This is a genomic window from Bacillus sp. z14 (2026) (assembly GCF_058313575.1).
The window spans coordinates 653,009-672,568 of the sequence record NZ_JBZFQK010000002.1 but is presented as its reverse complement, the minus strand read 5'-3'; the positions used below and the strand labels follow the sequence as shown (position 1 = coordinate 672,568).

Here is a 19,560-nt window from a genome sequence, read left to right as displayed (position 1 = left end):
TTCACCTCTCACCCTTACAAATTTCATTCAATACTCCAGCTATATGACCTAGAGGAATTATTTCATCCACCAATCCCGTAGCGATTGCCGCTTTTGGCATACCATAGACCACACAAGTTTCTTCAGATTCAGCAATAATTCTGGACTTTTTAAACTTTCTTAAATTCATAATTCCCTTCGTACCATCTGATCCCATACCTGTCATAATAACGGCTACACATTCGTATACAGGGGGCAGTTCGGAAACTGAATCAAACAAGACATCCACCGATGGACGGTGGCCATTAACGGAATTAGTTTTATCCAATTTGGCAATCAGCACACCAGCTTGAACTGAAGCTTTTAAATGAAATCCACCAGGTGCAATATAGGCTGTTCCATTACATAAAATTTCTCCCTCTTCAGCTTCCTTCACAGTTATTTCTGACAACTCATTTAGTCTCTCAGCCAAGTGTTTTGTAAACCCTTCCGGCATATGCTGTACAATGAGAATAGGTACCGTATTCTTTTTAAGTAATGGCAATACGGTATACAGTGCTCGCGGTCCTCCCGTCGAGGTTCCGATACAAATAATTTTTTGGAAGGGAACATCCGTATTTTTTTCATTGACATTTTCAGTCAGATTCAGTTCCTGTGAAATTTCAGCGATTGGCGGCACATTCATCAGGCGATTATTTTGGTCAAACACGCTCATATTTACTTTGGCAGCCTCTTTCACTTTCTGAATCATTAGACTCTTAATTCTGTGTAAATCTTGTGAAAATGAACCAGAGGGCTTTTCGATAAAATTGACTGCACCAAGCTTCGTGCTCTCCATAATCATATCTACACCCGATCTGTTAGTACCGGAAAGCATAACCACAGGCATTGGATTTTTTTCCATGATTACCTGCAATGTCGTTATACCGTCCATTACAGGCATTTCTATATCCAGTGTAATGACATCAGGTTTCAGCTTTTCCATTTTCAAAAGCCCATCTGCTCCATTTCTAGCAATGCCCACCACTTCAATTTGTTCATCTTCTTGTAAAAATTCAGTTATCAACTTTCTCATAAAAGGTGAATCTTCAATGATTAGAACTTTAATAGCAGCCAAATCTTAAGCCTGCCTTTCGAAAAGAAAATTCTTCATCTTTTTCATAAACGAAGCAGGTGAATTGCCCTCTTTATCCACGCTTCCCATATACTGAGCAATGATTTTGTTTAGTGCTTCACTAGATGGAGCCCGAGAATTCAAGAGGATAAATGGAATTTGTCTTATGACTGCTTTTTGTACCGTTTTATCATCTGGCAAAATCCCAAGTGCCACGATTTCTTTATGTAAAAACTGTTGCGCAGCTCTCGTTAAACGTAAAATGACCTCATTGCCTTCTTTCCGGCTTGAAGCCCGGTTACAGAGAAGATAGAACGGTGCATCCGTTCTGCTAACAAGATATTTCATCATGGAATAAGCATCCGTTATTGCCGTTGGCTCTGGTGTTGTAATATAAATCAATTCATTCGCAGAAACGATAAATTGCAAGGATTGTTCTGATATTCCCGCACCCATATCCAAAATAATAAAATCATATTCTTCCAGAATGCTTTGAAATTGATGGCTAAAGTGAGCAAATTGTTTTTGATCCATTTTAAAAAAAATTGTTAAACCTGTACCCCCAGGAATATAATGGATTCCTTCAGGCCCAGCAGAAATAGCCATCCTTAGAGGGATCCCCTCATTAAAATGATTTGCTATTGTATATCTGCCCGTTTGGCCTATTAAGATATTGATATTTCCCATTCCTACATCAATATCTATAATCAATACTTTTTTATTTTGCTTAGCGAGTCCAATTGAAAAATTTAATGAAAAATTGGATTTACCGACTCCGCCTTTTCCACTTACAACTGCAATTACTTTGGCAGATGGCTCTTCTTTTTTATATTGTATCTTTTGTCGAAGCAGTTCCGCTTGGTCATACATATAAATGACCTCCACATACCATTTTGACAATTTTGTCCGGGGTGGCAGCAATAATATCATCGGGAACATCTTGTCCATTTGTCATATAAATAACTGGAACATGATGTTTAAGAATAAAATTCACCACGGAACCATGATAGGCAGTTTCATCTAATTTGGTAAAAATAGCTCCGTGAATGGGTATTATGGAAAACTGGTTATAGATCGCTGTCATATCAATCTCTTTGGAAGTAGCGGAAAGGACAAGATATGTCAGCATATCGATATTAAAATCAATCAGCCCTTTAAGTTCCTCAACAAATTCCTGATTTCGAAAATTTCTGCCTGCTGTATCTATAAATACATGATCGTAATGGGCAAAACGCTCAGCAGCTTGTTTAAAATCATCACTGTTATACGCCACTTCGACTGGTACTCTCAATATCTCTGCATATGTTTTCAATTGTTCAATAGCTGCGATTCGATAGGTGTCCGTAGTGATGAACGCAATTTTTTTATTATGCTTAATCACATATTCAGCTGCAATTTTTGCAATTGTAGTGGTTTTCCCAACACCAGTCGGACCTACAATATTTATATATTTTCTCTTAAATAATTGCTCACCATTAACGGCAAAATTCTTTAATTGTTCAAGTAAGTAGATATGGACCAGCTCTGATAGGTCCGCCTTAGTCATTTCAGCAGACCTTTGATTATTCCTCCATTTTCCCAATAGATACTCCAACAGTTTGTCGATTATATGCTTATCCAACTCCATTACAACAAGCTGATGGTGTAATTCTCTTAATGGATCTGGAAAGTGATTGTATTTGGATTCTAGTGATAACATTTGTTTCATATCGTGCAATTTTTTAAGTATTTCATTAGATGGGTTATCGATATCTTTTTTTGTTGAATTGGAAAATTGAACAGGTTGTTCAATTGATTCCTTTTTTATGGATGGAATCGTATCTTTATTTACCTTCGTGAATGTTGTTTTTTTACTTTCCACTGAATCGGTATCCAATGCGGCAATCACTTCAAATGATTTCTTTTTAAATAGACCAAGAATACCATTGCTATTGACTACTTTTGAATTTAATATGACGGCATCATTTCCAAATTCCGCCCGTATTTTACTCATCACTTCTTGCATGGATATCCCTGTAAACTTCTTCACATTCATTCAGCATTCACCACCCCTACACTTTGTACCTCTATATTTGCTTCCAATTCGTTATATGATAGCACCGGAAGCTGCGGGAAATATCTCTCTGTCAGCTGGCGCACATACATCCTTACAGCTGGTGAACATAACAATACAGGTGCCTGATCAAGTAAGGCATGCTCCTCCAGCTTTCCTGCTACTGATTCAAGGATTTTCTGTGAGTTAGTCGGATCTAGCGATAGATAATTACCTTGTTCTGTCTGTTGAACACTGTCGGCAACGATTTTTTCAACTCTTCCAGAAAGAGTTAACACTTTTAAATTATCACCCGTTACATATTGGTTTGTGATTTGACGGGCAAGTGCCTGTCTAACATATTCCGCTAAAATGTCAGTATCATTTGTCATCCTTCCAAAATCAGCTAAGGTTTCAAAAATAACTGGTAGGTTCCTAATTGAGACCTTTTCTCTCAATAATTTAGCCAGAACTTTTTGTATATCACCTACAGATAAAGGATTAGGCGTAACTTCTTCTATTAAAATTGGTGCAGACTCTCTGAGATGCTCAATTAATTGTTTTGTTTCCTGACGCCCAATCAAATCAGCTGCATTTGTTTTAATGACTTCAGTAATATGTGTGGAAACAACTGATGGTGGATCCACAACGGTATAGCCTAGCATTTCAGCATATTCCTTGGTCTCTTCCGTAATCCACTTGGCCGGCAGCCCAAAGGAAGGTTCTATCGTATCAATTCCTTCAATAGAATCATCATCCATTCCTGGAGCCATCGCTAAATAATGATCTAACAAAAGCTCACCCCTGGCCATTTCAGCACCTTTAATTTTCAGCCTATATTCATTAGGCTTAAGCTGAATATTATCTCTGATTCTTACAACGGGTATAACAAGACCCAATTCAATAGCAAGCTGCCTGCGAATCATAACCACCCTGTCCAAAAGGTCTCCGCCCTGATTGGCATCCGCTAATGGAATTAACCCATAACCGAATTCAAACTCAATCGGATCAATACTGAGAAGACTAATGACGCTTTCCGGACTTTTCATTTCTTCCGCTTCTGCGGTATCATCTGGTTCCAGTTCAGAAACAGTGCTTTCTTTTTGTTGAATAGATGTAGCTTTATAAGCCCCCAAAGCCAATAGACCAGAAATAAATAATGTTAGAAAATTATTAATCGGTGTAAAAAGCCCTAATAACAGAATAGTTCCGGCAGCAATATACAGCATTTGTGGATAAGCAAAAAGCTGAGATGTAATATCTGAAGCAAGATTGCCATCTGATGCTGCTCTCGTCACGATAATACCTGTCGCAGTTGAAATCAGTAAGGCTGGCACCTGACTGACAATCCCGTCCCCTACAGATAAAAGTGAAAATTTCACAGCCGCCTCACCAAATGATAAATCCATTTGCATAACACCGATAATCATTCCGAATATCAGGTTGATTAAGACAATAATAATACTGGCTATGGCGTCACCTTTAACAAACTTGCTGGCACCATCCATCGAACCAAAAAAATCAGCTTCTCTCGACACCTTATCACGTCTGGTTCTCGCCTCTTGTTCAGAAATCATTCCGGCATTTAAATCGGCATCAATACTCATTTGTTTACCTGGCATTGCATCAAGCGTAAATCGGGCTGCCACCTCTGCTACACGTTCAGCCCCTTTTGTAATGACAATGAATTGAATAATGATTAAGATTAGGAAAACGACCAATCCAACGATCACTTGACCGCCAACTACAAAGTCACCGAATACATGAACGACTCCACCGGCATCCCCGTGTGTCAGGATTGCTCTAGTCGTAGAAATATTAAGGCCGAGTCTAAATAACGTGAGGAGCAACAGTAAGGAAGGGAAAATAGAAAATTGCAAAGGTTCCTGTGTATTCATTGAAGTCAATAATACTAATAAGGCAAGAGAAATATTGACCATGATTAAAAAACTTATCAACCATGTTGGTAAAGGGATAATTAACATGGCTACAATCATTATGACGGCTATTAAAACTGATAAATCTCTTGCTCGCATGCTACTTCTCTCCTAACGGGTAATTAATAGAACGTGAATCTATCAATATCTTAGATTAATTATGCTAACTATAATCAAACGGCAAAAATGATATCAGGCTAATCATATTTCCTACGACTTGCCTTTCAGTTTATAGACGTACGCAAGAATCTCAGCCACTCCTTTGTAAAACTCTTCAGGGATTGCCTGACCGATATCTGCCTGATTGTACAATGCTCTTGCTAATGGTCTGTTTTCCATCATCGGAATATCATTTTCTTTAGCGACAAGCTTTATTTTCTGGGCAACAAAATCCAGCCCTTTTCCTACTACATATGGTGCATCCAGCTGATTTTCGTCATATTTTAAAGCAATCGCATAGTGGGTCGGATTCGTAATTACTACATCAGCTTTTGGTATCTCCTGCATCATTCTCGACATGGCCATTTCTCTTTGTTTTTGCTTGATTCGAGACTTTATTATCGGATCTCCTTCGATTGTTTTATACTCTTGTTTAATTTCCTGTTTGGACATTCGAATGCTCTTTTCAAAATCGAAACGTTGATAAAGATAGTCCAACAGGGCTAAAAACAATAAAGCTCCCGAAGCAAACAAACCGGTTTTGACTGTAATATCTGCAAGTGTAATTAAGGATGCCCCCATCGTTTTAGTTGAAAGCATCATAATTTCATCCAACCGCGACCAAATAGAATAAAAGGTTATAACTCCAATGACCGTAATCTTTAATATAGATTTGAGCATTTCGACGAGCGCTCTCATTGAAAAAATCCGTTTAAACCCTTTTATTGGGTCAATTTTTTCAAGCTTAAATTGTATAGTTTCGGTTGAAAACATGGCTCCTACCTGCGCAAAATTAGCGATAATTCCGGCTATAAAAGCCGCTAACATAATAGGTCCCAAGATAATAGCCATTTGTTTAAGAAGTTCAATAAACATTAAATATAAATCCGCTTCTGAATATGAGAAGGTAGCAGATAGATTGATTGGATACTTAAAAATAACTAGTAATCTATCTTTTAAAAAACCACCTGCTATATATAAAATGAGAAATACCCCTAACAAAACAACTGCTGTATTGATATCCTGACTTTTGGCAACCTGCCCTTTTTTCCTTGCATCCTGTCTTTTTTTAGGAGTAGCCTTCTCTGTTTTCTCCCCTGAAAAAAATTGCAAATCCAGTTTTAGTAGGCTCATTCTAACTTCCTCCAAGCAGATGCATAAGCGAACGCATTCCTTCCAATGTTGTATTCAAAAGCCCTTTTACCAGAAGTAAGATGGTTCCCATCGTAATAGTTAACAAAATTAAACTGACAAATATTTTGATTGGAAAACCAATAACAAATATATTCATTTGCGGCACCGTTCTTGCTACAATACCTAGTGCTATATCTACCAAAAACAAACTTCCAACAATTGGGATAGACATTTGAAAAGCAATGATAAATGACTGTGTAAAGAATTGAATCATCAATGTGAGGATTTGCTCATTTCCAAACGGAAGAAAATCTGTTGACAAAGGGATGAATTCATAGCTGTAAAAAATTCCGTCCAATAACAAATGATGTCCGTCAATCGCCAGCAAAAAAAGGAGTGCAAATGTATAAAGATATTGACCCATTAAGGGACTTTGAACCCCTGTCTGCGGATCAATGACATTAGCCATTGAAAAGCCCATCTGAAAATCAATGAATCCTCCGGCTGTTTGAACAGCTGAGAACATCATATACGCAAAAAAGCCAATCATTAATCCGACTAAGGCTTCTTTTAACACCAATAAAAGATATAAACCGTCAATTTCAAAGCCTGGAGAAGATACCGTATAATACATAATCCAGGCGAGCAGAGCACTGATTCCTAAGCGATGCTGTGCAGGAATCGTTCTATATGAAAAGATAGGCATTGTAATAAAAAAGGATGCAAGACGTACAAAAATCAATAAGTATACACTAAATTTGGGAACAATCTCTTCCATAGCCTATCCTACAAACTTCGTTAGATTATTAAAAATGTCAGCCGTGTAAGAGAGCATTTTACTCAGCATCCATGGCCCAAAAAATACAATGCCCAACAAAACAGCGACGATTTTCGGAATAAAAGCTAACGTTTGCTCCTGGATTTGTGTGGTCGCCTGAAAAACACTGACAATTAAACCAATCCAAAGAGCTAGGATCAGTAAGGGAGCACTTATGATTAATACAGTATAAATCCCCTTTTCAGCCAACGAAATTACTGCTTCTGATGTCATCTTTCTCTCACCTGCCTAAAAACTTTGTAATAAAGATTTAACAACTAAATACCATCCATCGACCATCACAAACAGTAAGATTTTAAAGGGTAATGAGATCATGACCGGCGGTAGCATCATCATACCCATGGACATTAGAACACTCGCCACAATCATGTCTATCACCAGAAATGGGATAAAAATCATGAAGCCAATTTGAAAGGCTGTTTTCATTTCACTGATCGCGAATGCAGGTACCAGCGTAGTTAAAGAAATATCTTCAATTGATTCAGGTGTATCCGCCTTAGAATATTCCAGGAATAGCTGTAAATCCTTTTGCCTTGTATGTTTACTCATAAACTCCTTAAAGGGCCCTGCTGCCTTTTCATATGCTTCTTCCAGCTTTATTTCATCCTTAAAAAGCGGTTGAAGCGCCTCATCATTCACTTCAGATAAAACCGGTGCCATTACAAAAAATGTAATGAAGAGCGATAATCCGATCAACACTTGTGTAGGGGGCATTTGCTGTGTCGATAAAGCTGTCCTTACAAAGCCCAGAACAATAACAATTCTTGTAAAACAGGTCATTAAAATTAAAATGCTTGGTGCAAGAGAAAGAACCGTTAATAACAGGAGCAGCTTAACTGATGTAGAAACGGTATCGGCATCCCCACTGCTAAAGAGAGTCATTAAGTCATTCATCTCGGTGTGTTCCTTTCTTGCTTATTTCTTTTGTAATCTGTTTGCGGTCTTCCTTTAGTTGTTTCAACTGTTCATTAAATTGACTTTTGAACGACTTCTCCGTTTGCCTGGAAGTTTTTATTTTCCATTTATCAATGAGCTTGCCTGCAAGGTCCATTGGGGCAATCTGAGTTTCTAATTTCTGATTATGTTCTTCAATTAGCTTGCTGTATTCTTCCTTATCATCAATCACATTGAGTAATTGAACCGAGTCTCCAACACCTACAATGTAGATTTTCTCCCCAACCCTTACCATCTGGACAGAGCGATTTCCACCTAACGGAGTCCCTCCCAGGTTTTCAATAGTTTGGCCGTGCTGATATCCACGATTCTTTTTATTAATGACGCGCAGAAGAATGTACATTAATCCAGCAACAAATAGTAGGGCGAATACCATTCTAAAGATATCTCCAATTGTAATTCCAATGTCATTTGTCTCATTTTCAGCTGAATCAGAGATACTGTTATTATTGGTCTGGTCGATATCCCCTGTCTCTGTCTTACGATCTTTAGTATTGTAATAACTGTCCACACTTTGGCTGCCATTGTCTGGCGCTGCATTTACTGCAATTTCTTTGAATGGTGCAGTAATGGCAAAACACAAAATGAAGAAAAGAATAACCTTTATATAGCTTGGCATCCGTTGCACGTTTACTTCCCCTCTTTACGATAAAGCTTTGCTGATTGCCTCCAAAACTCGGTCAGCTGCAAAAGGTTTTACAATAAAATCCTTTGCACCTGCCTGAATAGCATCAATAACCATTGCCTGCTGACCCATTGCCGAACACATAATAACCTTGGCATTTGGATTGATTTTGCGTATTTCTTTTAATGCTGTAATTCCGTCCATATCTGGCATCGTAATATCCATTGTGACCAAATCAGGATTTGTTTCTTTATATAGCTCAATAGCCTGATGACCATCCGCTCCTTCTCCCACAACATCATATCCATTCTTAACCAGGATATCTTTAATCATCATTCTCATAAATGCAGCATCATCGACTACTAAAATTTTGTGTGACATTCTTTCTTCCCCCAGCTTACTTTAATTTTTTCAGACGGTCAGTTCGGCTAATAATATCTGTAACCCGAACACCAAAATTTTCATCAATTACAACGACTTCTCCTTTGGCAATCAAACGCTTATTCACCAAAATATCGACCGGTTCACCGGCTAATTTATCCAATTCAATAATAGATCCTGATGATAGCTCAAGAATTTCTTTGACGGACCGATTCGTTCTTCCCAGTTCTACGGTTACCTGCAAAGGAATATCCAATAACATATTGAGGTTATTAACCTCTTTTTCATCTAACCGCTGCGTGTGCTCAAATTCAGAAAACGTGGCAGGCTGTACCTGAACCGGCTGGCTATAGGGAGCAGAATTCGTTCCTAGATATTGATTGCTTTGCATATTTATCTCTGTTTTACCTCCCAACAGTGCGTCGTTGATGTGCTCCGCTTGATACGATTGATCAGATGCCGTTTTAGCTACTCTCTCATTACTGGTTCTCACAGTTGGTTCCACTCCACTCATGGAATAGGCAGCTGGTTGATTCTGTTTAATTGTCTCTCCCATCTCAGGAGAAGTTTTCTTCATCAATTCATCTACTAAACTTCTGGCAAAATGCGCAGGCAATAATTGCATGATATAGGAATCTATTAAGTTCCCTATCGTTAATCTAAAAGACACTTTCACAAGCAAATCAGCTTTTGGAAAAACATCATGTCCAGAGCCTTCCATTAAATCTATAAGCTCTATGGATGGAGGCGAGATATCTACACGCTTATTAAAAACAGTCGACATGGAGGTTGCAGCAGAACCCATCATTTGATTCATCGCTTCCTGTACAGCGCTTAGATGAATCTCAGATAAATCCTCAGCTGGAGAATGCCCATCTCCACCCAGCATGAGGTCAGCAATAATAGCAGCATCTGTCTGCTTTATGACCAACAAATTAGAACCAATAAAACCATCTGTATATTCCACCTGAATGGCTACATATGGCTGTGGAAATTCTTCCACTAATTTTTCACTGGCAACTATAGAAACGCAAGGTGTCGTAATATCCACTTTGTGATTTAATAGTATAGATAAAGCAGTTGCTGAGCTTCCAAATGATATATTGCCAATTTCACCAAGAGCATCCTGTTCCATTGATGAAAAATAATCACCTATCGCTGGTGAAGCAGGAAACACTTCCTGATTAGAACTATCTAATAATGCATCAATTTCTTCCTGAGTAAGTCTTTCATTGTTCATCATTCTAAGCTTCCCCCTTTCAAGTTCTCCAATATTTGAATGCCTATCTTCTTATTTACCTTTCCTGCCTGTCCAAGGAATTTAGGAACATCTCCTATGGACAACACGATTGGGCTGTCTATTGGCTGACCTAATTCAATAACATCCCCCACAGTTAGATTTAAGAAGTCTTGGATTAAAATATCAGCAGTTCCCAATTGAGCAATCAGGGGTAACTCTGCTGTTCGAACTTGTTGTTCTATCGCTTGTACTTCATTTGGTTCTCTTTTCTTTTTGTTTGTATGCATCCAATAATGTACAGATAAATTAGGAATAATAGGCTCTAATACTACATGCGGTATACATATATTTATCATCCCGCTAACTTCACCGATTGTAATATTTAATGAAATTACAACCACCGTATCATTTGGGGAAACCATCTGTAAGAATTGTGGATTAACCTCAAACTCTGATAGCTCCGGGTTTATATCGGCTATGTTAGCCCACGCTTCCTTTAGATTCTCAAATGCACGTTCAAATAGATTGGACATAATTTTGGTTTCTATCTCTGTGAGGCTCTCAACTTTATTAAGACTTGAACCTCTGCCGCCTAATACACGATCGAGCATGGTATAAGCGATAATCGGATTAACTTCCATCAAGATTCGTCCATCTAAAGGAGGAACCTCAAAAACATTCATAATTGTCATTTTAGGAATTGAACGTATAAATTCTTCATACGGAAGCTGATCAGCTGTCGCAACATTGATATTGACATACGTGCGTAACTGCGCTGAAAAATAAGTGGTCAGTAAACGAGCAAAATTCTCATGTATTCTTGTTAAATTTCGAATTTGGTCTTTCGAAAACCGTAAAGCTCTTTTAAAATCATAAACTCTTACTTTTCTTTCATTCTCTTCCTTTTTCAATTCATCTGCATCCATTTCACCTGTTGAGAGGGCAGATAATAATGCATCAATTTCATTCTGTGATAAAACCTCGCCAGACAATCGAATCACCTCCGTAGTTTCAGATACTTTTATGTCCGTCGCTTTTTATTGGAGAATAGACGAGGTAGTATAAACTTGAATAACCTTACCTTCCTGCATCAACTCATTCACTTGTTCCTTAAGTTTATTTTCAAATTCCAGTTTGCCCTTTTTATCATTCAGTTGTTCAGCTTTCATCTCAGATAATTCTTTAATGACAATGTCATTTACTTGGAAAATTCTTTTTTCTAATTCCTCTTTTGCCTTTTTACCGTCTGTTTCCATCATATACGTTACTCGAATTAACGTATTATCCGTTAAGTTAGTCGTAATTTCCGGTATTTCAACAGAATATTTAATAACCTCATCAATACTCGGTTCTTTATCTGCAGAGTCGCCTGTGTAATTCATTAACACAACAACCGCGATGATCCCCAGCAAAGAAATAGCTGACAAAAATAAAAGTATTAATTTATTCTTCATCGGTATCCTCCCGGTTCTGCTGATGTCCTAAAACGTTTATGCTGCGATAAAAATGATTAATCATCTGTATAAGTTCTCTTTCCTCAGTTGCGACGATTAACTTTTTTCCATTGGTAAGTGTTATAGTCGTATCTGGATTTGCTTCTACAGACTCTATGAATAATGCATTTAAAAAGTATTTTTTTCCGTTCAATTTGGTTACCTGTATCATAATTGGGAGGGCTAAAGGATTTCTTTAGCCCCTGCCTCCTTTACCATTACCTTTTCAAATTAACTAATTCCTGAAGGATTTCATCAGATGTTGTGATAATGCGGGTATTAGCCTGAAAACCACGCTGTGCCACAATCATATCTGTAAATTCTTCAGATAAATCCACATTTGACATTTCAAGTCGACCTGATGTCAGTTTCCCTCTACCTTCGGTGTCTGCTGTTCCTATGTCGAGTACCCCAGAATTTGCAGATGCTTGAAATGTATTATTACCCGCCTTCGTTAATCCGGCCGGGTTAGTGAATTTAGCTACTCCAATTGTTGCTATAGTGTCACTAGCTCCATTTGCATCGACACCCGTTATTTCGCCGCCCTGTCCAATACTGAAGCTGACTATATATTGCGGGATAGTGATCTCCTGTTCGTCTATATCTAGAACCTTAAATCCTTCACTTGTCACAAGTGCCCCATCCTGATCTAAATAAAAATTCCCTGCACGTGTATATAATTGTTGATTTCCATTTTTAACTACGAAATATCCATCACCTTCAATAGAAAAATCCAGTGTTCGATTCGTCGTTTGGGCACTTCCCTGTGTATCAATATTATCAATCGAAGCCAGTGAGCTTCCGAGGCCTACCTGAATAGCATTCGTACCGCCCTTATCAGCAGTGGCTCCGCTGGCACCCGAAACAGTTTGGCTCATAGTATCTTTAAATGTAACCCTGCCTTTTTTAAAGCCATATGTGTTCACATTTGCGATGTTATTACCGATTACATCCAATTTTGTTTGGAAGTTTTTTAATCCGCTAATGCCAGAATACATGGAACGTAACATATTATTATTTTTCCCCTTTCAGCTTGGCTGTATCAGTCGATCAACAGCCTTGGCTTCCTCTCATGAGGTCCAGCCATCCAGTTTTTATTTTAAAATGATTGCCCCATTAATATTTGTGAAAATTTGGGCTCCCGCTTCGTCTCTATCCATTGCAGTAATGACCGTATTATTTTTTGCATTTACAATGAGGGCTGCATGATCCATCAACACCAATGAATCATTTAAACCCTTGCGCCTTGCTTCAGCCAATTTTACTTCCAGCTGCCCCCATTGATGTTCATCTATCTGTAAATTTCGTTGTTGGATGCGCTGTTGGGCATGCTTGCTGATTGTAATACCTTTATTTGCAGCGTCCAGTTCAGGCCTAAGAAAGCTTTCAAAAGAATCATTTCCACTTTTCATTTGGTTTTTTTGCGCACCTTTAAGTGGATTGGCAATTGGCACTTGTGGCCTGAATATAATTTTTTGATCCATTGACTTCGCCTCTTATCTTTATCCTACTTTAATCAACTGATTGAGAAGCAGAGAGGTTTTCGCTTCATCATTCACCTCTAGTTTAACTTTTCCGTCTCTTTGAATGACCGAAGATACTTCTGCCGTGTGTTCTTCCCCTTTATCATCCAGCCAAGTCACTTGTTTCCCTATTAGACGACTCGCTTCGGCAAGATTATTGCCCTCTGATAGCTGATTTATGGAAGAAATATTTGCAGGCTCTAATACAGTCCCATCTTCTAGAATAAATTTCACACTCTCATCAACAAATTGGATGGATTTCACAACACCCTTTCCTTCCACAACCTCCGTGTCCCCACCTTCGTTATCTGGGTTGGCCAGTTTATGATAGGTCACTTCCTGCCCCACAAACTGCGAATAGGTGATTAATAGATTTTGATTTTGTGAGTTCACAAAGCTCTCTAACGTTGTATTCATATTCGTCATTTGCTCAAGACTTGAGAAGGTTGCCATTTGCGCTATAAAATCCGTATCGTCCATTGGACTGGTTGGATCCTGATTTTGTAGCTGTGTCAGCAATAATTTCAGAAAATCATCCTTATCCAGGTTATTTTTTACTTCCCTCGTTTGATTCTGTAAGGAACTATATAAAAGACTTGTATCAATCGTTGTCAAAATGACTCCTCCTATATTTCCTGATTAATGATTGATTCTTCCAGAACACTTGAAAATCCTGAAAATAATTCTTCATCATGATCCCTAACATTTTGATCTTCCTGATGTTCATGCTGATTTCTTCTCTCTTCAGAAGGAGATTGTTCCTGGAAGTGCGTATCCTGTGATTGTTCTAGGTCTATTTCGTCGAAATCAATTCCCTGTGCAGCCAATGAAACTCTTAGTCCTTGAATCTGAGATTCTAATAGCTCTTTTCCTTTTTGTGTATTGGCAATAATTTTGGCTACCAGCTGGCCGTCTTTTTGTATTAATTCAATTTGCAAGGTACCCAGGTTCTCCGGTGTCAATCGAACAAATAATCTTTGAACACCATTTTGGTTAGTAAAATTCGCTTTAGATAAGAGAGATTCAAATGATTTAATGAATTCATCTGCACCTACTGCTTGTCCACCTTTTTCAAGGGTCAAGACAGGACTCTGCTGCTGTGTTTGTAACTGAAGGTCTCCAATCATCACTGTTTGGTTTAACGGAATATCTGCACTTTTAGCAGACATAGGATTGAATCCGACAATGGAACCACCATTTTTAAAGTTTAATGAATAGGTTTTAGATTGCAGATTGTATGTGTTCATGCCTATATCTCTTAATGAAGCAGGATTGTTTTTTACATCAGACAGAATTGGTTTTTTTGTTTCATCCAAGGCTGTCAATTTGTATTTCCAGTTCATTAAAAGAGCATCTAATTGACCAACATTTTCTGCTCCTTTTTGATTGAACGTATGCTTATGGCTCATCACAACCAATTTTCCGAAATTCAACAGAGTAAGAAATGCATTTCTTTGATCATTTGTTAAACCTTCAAATGGTTTTGCTAACCCATTAGTTAATATGCCATTAAGTGTTTCAATATCATCTTCAACAGGAGGCAATTGAGTAAAATCGATCTCCTTAAATGTATCCTTTGAATCTAATAAATTCCTTAATGCCTCTTTAATTGCTTCAGAAGGATTTTCACCCAGAAGCTGTTGAATAAACTCTGATTCTGGAAGAGCTTCCTGGTTATTGGCTAGCAGCATATTTAACAGCTCAAATGCTCCTTCCAACTCTTCAAGTCCCTCTTTTTCCAGGAAACTCAAAGTATCATCTACTTCAACTCCATCATGCAGTATTTCATATACTGGATCCTCTGTTTTCTCTGCTTTGTCCAAGCTCTTTTCATCTTGGAGCATTTTATGAAAAGATTTATCCTGAGATTTTTTATTTATTTGCACTTGGTCATTAGGTAAAGCAGTTGTTTTTACATATTGGTTGTTAGGCAATACACCCATCTGATTCATTTATTCACCTCCTTTCAATCTTTCTGCTTTCCCCTTAAGAATCCTCGGCACCATTACTTTTCTCGGCCGAGATTTTTTCCATTAATACGGCAGCTTTTTTAGCTTCCATCTTTTCCATAATGTCAGCCAAGGCTTCTGTAGTAATAGAGGATAGGATTTTCACCGCTTCTTTCTCATTCATTTCTGCTACTATTAAGGCCGCCTGTTTGGGCGCCATTTTCTCATAGGTATCAATGATATCTTTTGAGGATCTTGAGTTTTGTTCTTTTTTTTGATCTAGTTCTGAAATCGTCTGTTCCAGTTGCTCTACGGATAACTGACTGCGCTTGAGTTCAATCTCCTTGTTATCCAGCAATTTTTCAAGACTTTCCATTTCTTTCTCTTTATCCTTAAGCTCTGACTTAAGACTAGCAATTTCTTTCACATAGTCCGCTTGATTTGTTTGATTTGTCTGTTTTTCTGCCTTTTCCTCACTCTCACCTAAAAAGGGAATATTTTCAGCAAGTTTTCCAGCTTGTTCCCCTATACTTTTACCTGAGAAAGTTACGGTGATTACCAGAATTCCAACTATGAATATCAGAACAATCAATATAGTAAGGAACAAATTCAGTTTACTAAATCCTTTGTTTTCCTTTTCTTCCATACGATCCAACTACTACGCCTCCATCATGAACGGCTCATATATTGTTGAATAGATATTTCATCCATTTGCCGATTTTCTTCGTATTTCATTGTATTAAAATATCTTTGAAAATCTTTCTCTTTGATTTTCTCGTATTTTTTAACCTCTACATTGCTTTCTATCAGAAGCTGGTGATAAAAGTGCATTTTAGATCGTGTATCCATCACACGCTTTTGATAATGGGCAATCATCTTTTCATGATTATCCAAAAAATGCTGATTATATCTGACCTGCTGTACGGACAATCCCTGTTTTAATTGTTCAGATTGTGAATCCAATAACTCTTCTTTCTTTTTCAGCACTTGATAGAGATTTTCGGCTTCTGATTCAAACTCTTTTACAGCTTCTGTATATTTTGACTCTGAATCATTCTTTTCTTTTTCTTTTATCGTTAATATTTTTTCGAATTTATACTGATAGTGCATTGAATCATCCACCCATCTCTACTAATAAGTGCAGTTGTTCGATACTTTGCTGTTTCGTCACTTTTTCATTTACATCCTGTTTTAAATACTCAATGATTGCAGGATATTTAGTAATAGCTTCATCAATGATTGGGTTGGAGCCTTTTTTATAGGCACCAATATTAATTAAATCTTCTGCTTCCAGATAAGCACCTAAGGATTGTCGTACCTTTTCAGCTGCTTTAGCATGAGCCGGTTCTATAATATGAGCCATTATTCTGCTGATACTTTTTAAAATATTGATTCCTGGAAACTGTCCCTTATTAGCAAGGTCTCTGTCTAAAACAAAATGTCCATCTAATATCCCACGTACTGTATCAGCAATAGGTTCATTCATATCATCACCATCTACCAATACCGTATAAAAGGCTGTAATCGTTCCCTTACTGTTCGTTCCAGTTCTCTCTAGCAATCTTGGCAGAATACTGAAGACAGATGGAGTATACCCTTTAGTTGTCGGCGGTTCCCCAACAGCCAGACCCAATTCTCTCTGTGCCATAGCAATCCTTGTAACCGAGTCCATCATCAGCATGACATTCATCCCCCGATCGCGAAAAAACTCAGCTATGGCTGTTGCCGTATAAGCAGCCTTTATTCTCATTAAGGGCAGCTGATCTGATGTGGCCACAACTACTATAGATCTTTTTAATCCAAGAGGACCTAAATCTCTTTCGATAAATTCTCGGACTTCTCTCCCACGTTCACCAACAAGAGCTATCACATTTAAATCAGCTGTCGTATTCCTGGCAATCATTCCTAATAATGTGCTCTTTCCTACTCCGCTTCCCGCGAAAATTCCAACCCTCTGACCTTTTCCAACCGTTAGTAAACTATCAATCATGCGGACACCTGTTTCAATTCCCTCATTAATGGGCGGACGTGACATTGGATTTGGAGGATCCTGCTCCGTTGCTGTAGAGGATAAACCGTATGGAAGTGACCCTCCATCAAGTGGGTTTCCGATAGCATCAAGTGCCTTGCCTATTAAACCTGTTCCTACTTTGATCTCGAGCGGTTTACGAGTCGCCTCGACAATAGAGCCGGGTGCTATCTCACTTACAGCACTATAGGGCATTAAAATGACAATCTCATCCCGGAATCCTACTACTTCAGCCTTTACCTTGTTCTTTTTGCCGGTATGGATCAAGCATACATCTCCAATTGAGCTGGCCGGCCCCTGAGACTCAATCATAAGACCTACCACTCTTTTAATTCGCCCATATCTCTTAAACGTATCGAGAGTATCAATTTGATCTATTAATTGAGAGACTTTCATTAGAGGTCCTCCTCAAGGGATTCCTGAAGCTTAATTCTGATTTGTTCCAGCTGTTCATCCACACTTGCTACCAAACGTCCATTGGATGATTCAATTACACATCCATTTCCTTCTAACTCATCATTCGGATAGATATAAAACTCTGTTTCTCTTGGAAATAAGGACATTAATTCTTTTTTATGTGTTAAGACAAAAGAGTAATGAAGCGGAGGAATATGTAGTTCAATATTTTTATATTCTCGCGCTTCCTTAATTGCTTTTTTCACAATAAATAAATAATCTTCCTCATTTTCGTCTAAGTGCTGATTCATAATTTTTTCAGCTACCTTTATTCCGAGGTTGAGGATGGTAAACTCAGACTTTTCCACAACAGATTGGTATTCTTTTTTAGCTTGGTTCATTGTCTCTTGTGCAAGGTTCAGCATGTGCTGATATTCTCTTTTTGAGTCCGAAGCACCCTGTTTCTTACCAATGAGATACCCTTCCTGTCTGGCCTCTTCAATGAGAATTTGTTTTTCCTTATCCCATTGCTTTACTTCTTCCTGTATCTTTAGATAAACTTGATCAGCCTGTTTCTGAGCTTCTAAAACAATTGCCTCAGCTTTTTGATTGGCTTCCATCAAGAGCCGATTTAGATCAGAAGCTACTGACTCTTCTTGAAAAAGGGACTCATTCTGTTCATTCATTATTTTTTTAATCCGGATTATTTTCTTCTCTTGCGCATGTGTTTCTGTATAATGGGACTTTATAATTCTAGACAATAATGTCATCTCCCCCACCACGGGCTAGGACGATTTCACCGGCATCCTCAAGGCGTCGAATAATCGCAACAATTCTTGACTGCGCTTCTTCTACATCCCGTAAACGAACCGGTCCCATAAATTCCATCTCTTCTGTAAATGTATCGACCATCCGTTTGGACATGTTTTTATAAACAATTTCCTTAACCTCTTCACTGGCGACTTTAAGAGACAGCATTAAATCTTCGTTTTCTACATCTTTTATCACCCTTTGGATGGCTCTATTATCCAAGGTGACAATGTCTTCGAATACAAACATTCGTTTCTTAATTTCTTCAGCCAATTCAGGATCCTGTATTTCTAAAGCATCCAAAATGGTTCTTTCTGTTGAACGATCAACACCATTTAACACTTCTACAACGGCTTCAATTCCACCGGTTTGCGTATAATCTTGCGTAACAGTGGCAGATAGCTTTCGTTCTAGAATTTGTTCTACCTCATTGATGATTTCAGGCGAGGTGCTGTCCATTAAGGCAATCCGTTTCGCTACATCTGCCTGCATATCCTGAGGAAGCTCTGATAAAATCTGTCCTGCCTGTCCCGCTTCCAAATAAGATAGTATTAAGGCAATCGTTTGAGGATGCTCATTCTGTATAAAATTCAGAATTTGGCCCGGATCTGCTTTTCTGACAAAATCAAAGGGCTTCACCTGCAGAGATGATGTTAAGCGATTGATAATGGCCTGTGCCTGGTCACTGCCCAATGCTTTTTCTAATACAGTTTTGGCATAACCAATTCCACCCTGAGAAATGTAATCCTGTGCCAGCGCAATCGTATGGAATTCATCTACGATATCTTCCTTCTCTTTTGGGCCTACCTTTCGTACGCCTGAAATTTCTAAGGTCAGCTTTTCAATTTCCTCTTCCGATAAATGCTTATAAACATTTGCAGATACATCCGGCCCCATTGAAATGAGCAGGACTGCAGCCTTTTGTTTTCCCGTTAGACCACTTTTTTTATCTCTGATAGACATGTCT

Annotated in this window: 23 protein-coding genes; all 23 read right to left on the bottom strand. The window is 38.2% G+C overall.

Annotated elements, in window-relative coordinates:
- Nucleotide 1: 1 nt before the first annotated feature.
- The 23 genes from AC4G3O_RS09360 to fliG all read right to left on the bottom strand — a co-directional run bounded on the left by AC4G3O_RS09360 (nt 2) and on the right by fliG (nt 19,556).
- Nucleotides 2-1,096 (bottom strand): protein-glutamate methylesterase/protein-glutamine glutaminase, encoded by a 1,095-nt coding sequence (locus AC4G3O_RS09360; protein WP_491136090.1) that lies wholly within the window; start codon nt 1,094-1,096, stop codon nt 2-4.
- 3 nt (nt 1,097-1,099) lie between these two features.
- Nucleotides 1,100-1,963 carry a MinD/ParA family protein gene (locus AC4G3O_RS09355; RefSeq protein ID WP_491136089.1) on the bottom strand — a complete coding sequence of 288 codons (864 nt, stop codon included), beginning with the start codon at nt 1,961-1,963 and terminating at the stop codon, nt 1,100-1,102.
- Complete coding sequence (flhF, locus tag AC4G3O_RS09350; RefSeq protein WP_491136088.1) at nt 1,956-3,128, bottom strand: flagellar biosynthesis GTPase FlhF; 1,173 nt, start codon at nt 3,126-3,128, stop codon at nt 1,956-1,958. Before flhF ends, AC4G3O_RS09355 begins: the two co-directional genes overlap by 8 nt.
- Nucleotides 3,125-5,161, bottom strand: coding sequence for a flagellar biosynthesis protein FlhA (gene flhA / locus AC4G3O_RS09345; protein WP_066100412.1), 2,037 nt, complete (start codon nt 5,159-5,161; stop codon nt 3,125-3,127). Before flhA ends, flhF begins: the two co-directional genes overlap by 4 nt.
- Before the next feature lie 111 nt (nt 5,162-5,272).
- On the bottom strand, nt 5,273-6,355 hold the full coding sequence (flhB, locus tag AC4G3O_RS09340; protein WP_139891238.1) for a flagellar biosynthesis protein FlhB: 1,083 nt from the start codon (nt 6,353-6,355) through the stop codon (nt 5,273-5,275).
- Between the two features lies 1 nt (nt 6,356).
- On the bottom strand, nt 6,357-7,133 hold the full coding sequence (fliR, locus tag AC4G3O_RS09335) for a flagellar biosynthetic protein FliR (RefSeq protein ID WP_066100420.1): 777 nt from the start codon (nt 7,131-7,133) through the stop codon (nt 6,357-6,359).
- A gap of 3 nt (nt 7,134-7,136) precedes the next feature.
- Complete coding sequence (gene fliQ, locus AC4G3O_RS09330; RefSeq protein WP_491136087.1) at nt 7,137-7,406, bottom strand: flagellar biosynthesis protein FliQ; 270 nt, start codon at nt 7,404-7,406, stop codon at nt 7,137-7,139.
- A 15-nt stretch (nt 7,407-7,421) separates the two neighbouring features.
- Complete coding sequence (gene fliP, locus AC4G3O_RS09325) at nt 7,422-8,087, bottom strand: flagellar type III secretion system pore protein FliP (protein WP_066100426.1); 666 nt, start codon at nt 8,085-8,087, stop codon at nt 7,422-7,424.
- The gene (locus AC4G3O_RS09320; protein ID WP_254654688.1) at nt 8,080-8,766 is read right to left on the bottom strand and encodes a flagellar biosynthetic protein FliO; all 687 of its coding nucleotides are present in this window, start codon (nt 8,764-8,766) and stop codon (nt 8,080-8,082) included. Before AC4G3O_RS09320 ends, fliP begins: the two co-directional genes overlap by 8 nt.
- Nucleotides 8,767-8,790: 24 nt before the next feature.
- The gene (locus AC4G3O_RS09315; protein ID WP_139891240.1) at nt 8,791-9,153 is read right to left on the bottom strand and encodes a response regulator; all 363 of its coding nucleotides are present in this window, start codon (nt 9,151-9,153) and stop codon (nt 8,791-8,793) included.
- 16 nt (nt 9,154-9,169) lie between these two features.
- Nucleotides 9,170-10,396 carry a flagellar motor switch phosphatase FliY gene (gene fliY / locus AC4G3O_RS09310; protein ID WP_139891241.1) on the bottom strand — a complete coding sequence of 409 codons (1,227 nt, stop codon included), beginning with the start codon at nt 10,394-10,396 and terminating at the stop codon, nt 9,170-9,172.
- Nucleotides 10,393-11,385, bottom strand: coding sequence for a flagellar motor switch protein FliM (gene fliM / locus AC4G3O_RS09305; RefSeq protein ID WP_139891242.1), 993 nt, complete (start codon nt 11,383-11,385; stop codon nt 10,393-10,395). Before fliM ends, fliY begins: the two co-directional genes overlap by 4 nt.
- Nucleotides 11,386-11,430: 45 nt before the next feature.
- Complete coding sequence (gene fliL, locus AC4G3O_RS09300) at nt 11,431-11,847, bottom strand: flagellar basal body-associated protein FliL (RefSeq protein WP_139891243.1); 417 nt, start codon at nt 11,845-11,847, stop codon at nt 11,431-11,433.
- Entirely contained in the window at nt 11,837-12,058 is a 222-nt protein-coding gene (locus AC4G3O_RS09295; RefSeq protein ID WP_139891244.1) for a flagellar FlbD family protein, read from the bottom strand. Before AC4G3O_RS09295 ends, fliL begins: the two co-directional genes overlap by 11 nt.
- A gap of 46 nt (nt 12,059-12,104) precedes the next feature.
- Nucleotides 12,105-12,896, bottom strand: a complete 792-nt coding sequence (gene flgG, locus AC4G3O_RS09290) for a flagellar basal body rod protein FlgG (protein ID WP_491136086.1) — start codon at nt 12,894-12,896, stop codon at nt 12,105-12,107.
- An 84-nt stretch (nt 12,897-12,980) separates the two neighbouring features.
- Nucleotides 12,981-13,370: a TIGR02530 family flagellar biosynthesis protein gene (locus tag AC4G3O_RS09285; RefSeq protein ID WP_139891246.1), complete on the bottom strand. Its 390-nt coding sequence runs from the start codon at nt 13,368-13,370 to the stop codon at nt 12,981-12,983.
- A gap of 18 nt (nt 13,371-13,388) precedes the next feature.
- On the bottom strand, nt 13,389-14,024 hold the full coding sequence (gene flgD / locus AC4G3O_RS09280) for a flagellar hook assembly protein FlgD (protein WP_491136085.1): 636 nt from the start codon (nt 14,022-14,024) through the stop codon (nt 13,389-13,391).
- Between the two features lie 11 nt (nt 14,025-14,035).
- Nucleotides 14,036-15,361: a flagellar hook-length control protein FliK gene (locus tag AC4G3O_RS09275; protein WP_148629569.1), complete on the bottom strand. Its 1,326-nt coding sequence runs from the start codon at nt 15,359-15,361 to the stop codon at nt 14,036-14,038.
- A gap of 34 nt (nt 15,362-15,395) precedes the next feature.
- Nucleotides 15,396-16,013, bottom strand: a complete 618-nt coding sequence (locus AC4G3O_RS09270) for a MotE family protein (protein WP_148629568.1) — start codon at nt 16,011-16,013, stop codon at nt 15,396-15,398.
- Between the two features lie 14 nt (nt 16,014-16,027).
- The gene (gene fliJ, locus AC4G3O_RS09265) at nt 16,028-16,468 is read right to left on the bottom strand and encodes a flagellar export protein FliJ (RefSeq protein WP_139891250.1); all 441 of its coding nucleotides are present in this window, start codon (nt 16,466-16,468) and stop codon (nt 16,028-16,030) included.
- 4 nt (nt 16,469-16,472) lie between these two features.
- On the bottom strand, nt 16,473-17,783 hold the full coding sequence (fliI, locus tag AC4G3O_RS09260) for a flagellar protein export ATPase FliI (RefSeq protein ID WP_148629567.1): 1,311 nt from the start codon (nt 17,781-17,783) through the stop codon (nt 16,473-16,475).
- On the bottom strand, nt 17,783-18,544 hold the full coding sequence (gene fliH / locus AC4G3O_RS09255) for a flagellar assembly protein FliH (protein ID WP_187393410.1): 762 nt from the start codon (nt 18,542-18,544) through the stop codon (nt 17,783-17,785). The genes fliI and fliH overlap by 1 nt, the downstream gene beginning before the upstream one ends.
- Nucleotides 18,537-19,556, bottom strand: a complete 1,020-nt coding sequence (gene fliG, locus AC4G3O_RS09250; protein WP_066100433.1) for a flagellar motor switch protein FliG — start codon at nt 19,554-19,556, stop codon at nt 18,537-18,539. The genes fliH and fliG overlap by 8 nt, the downstream gene beginning before the upstream one ends.
- Between the last annotated feature and the right edge of the window lie 4 nt (nt 19,557-19,560).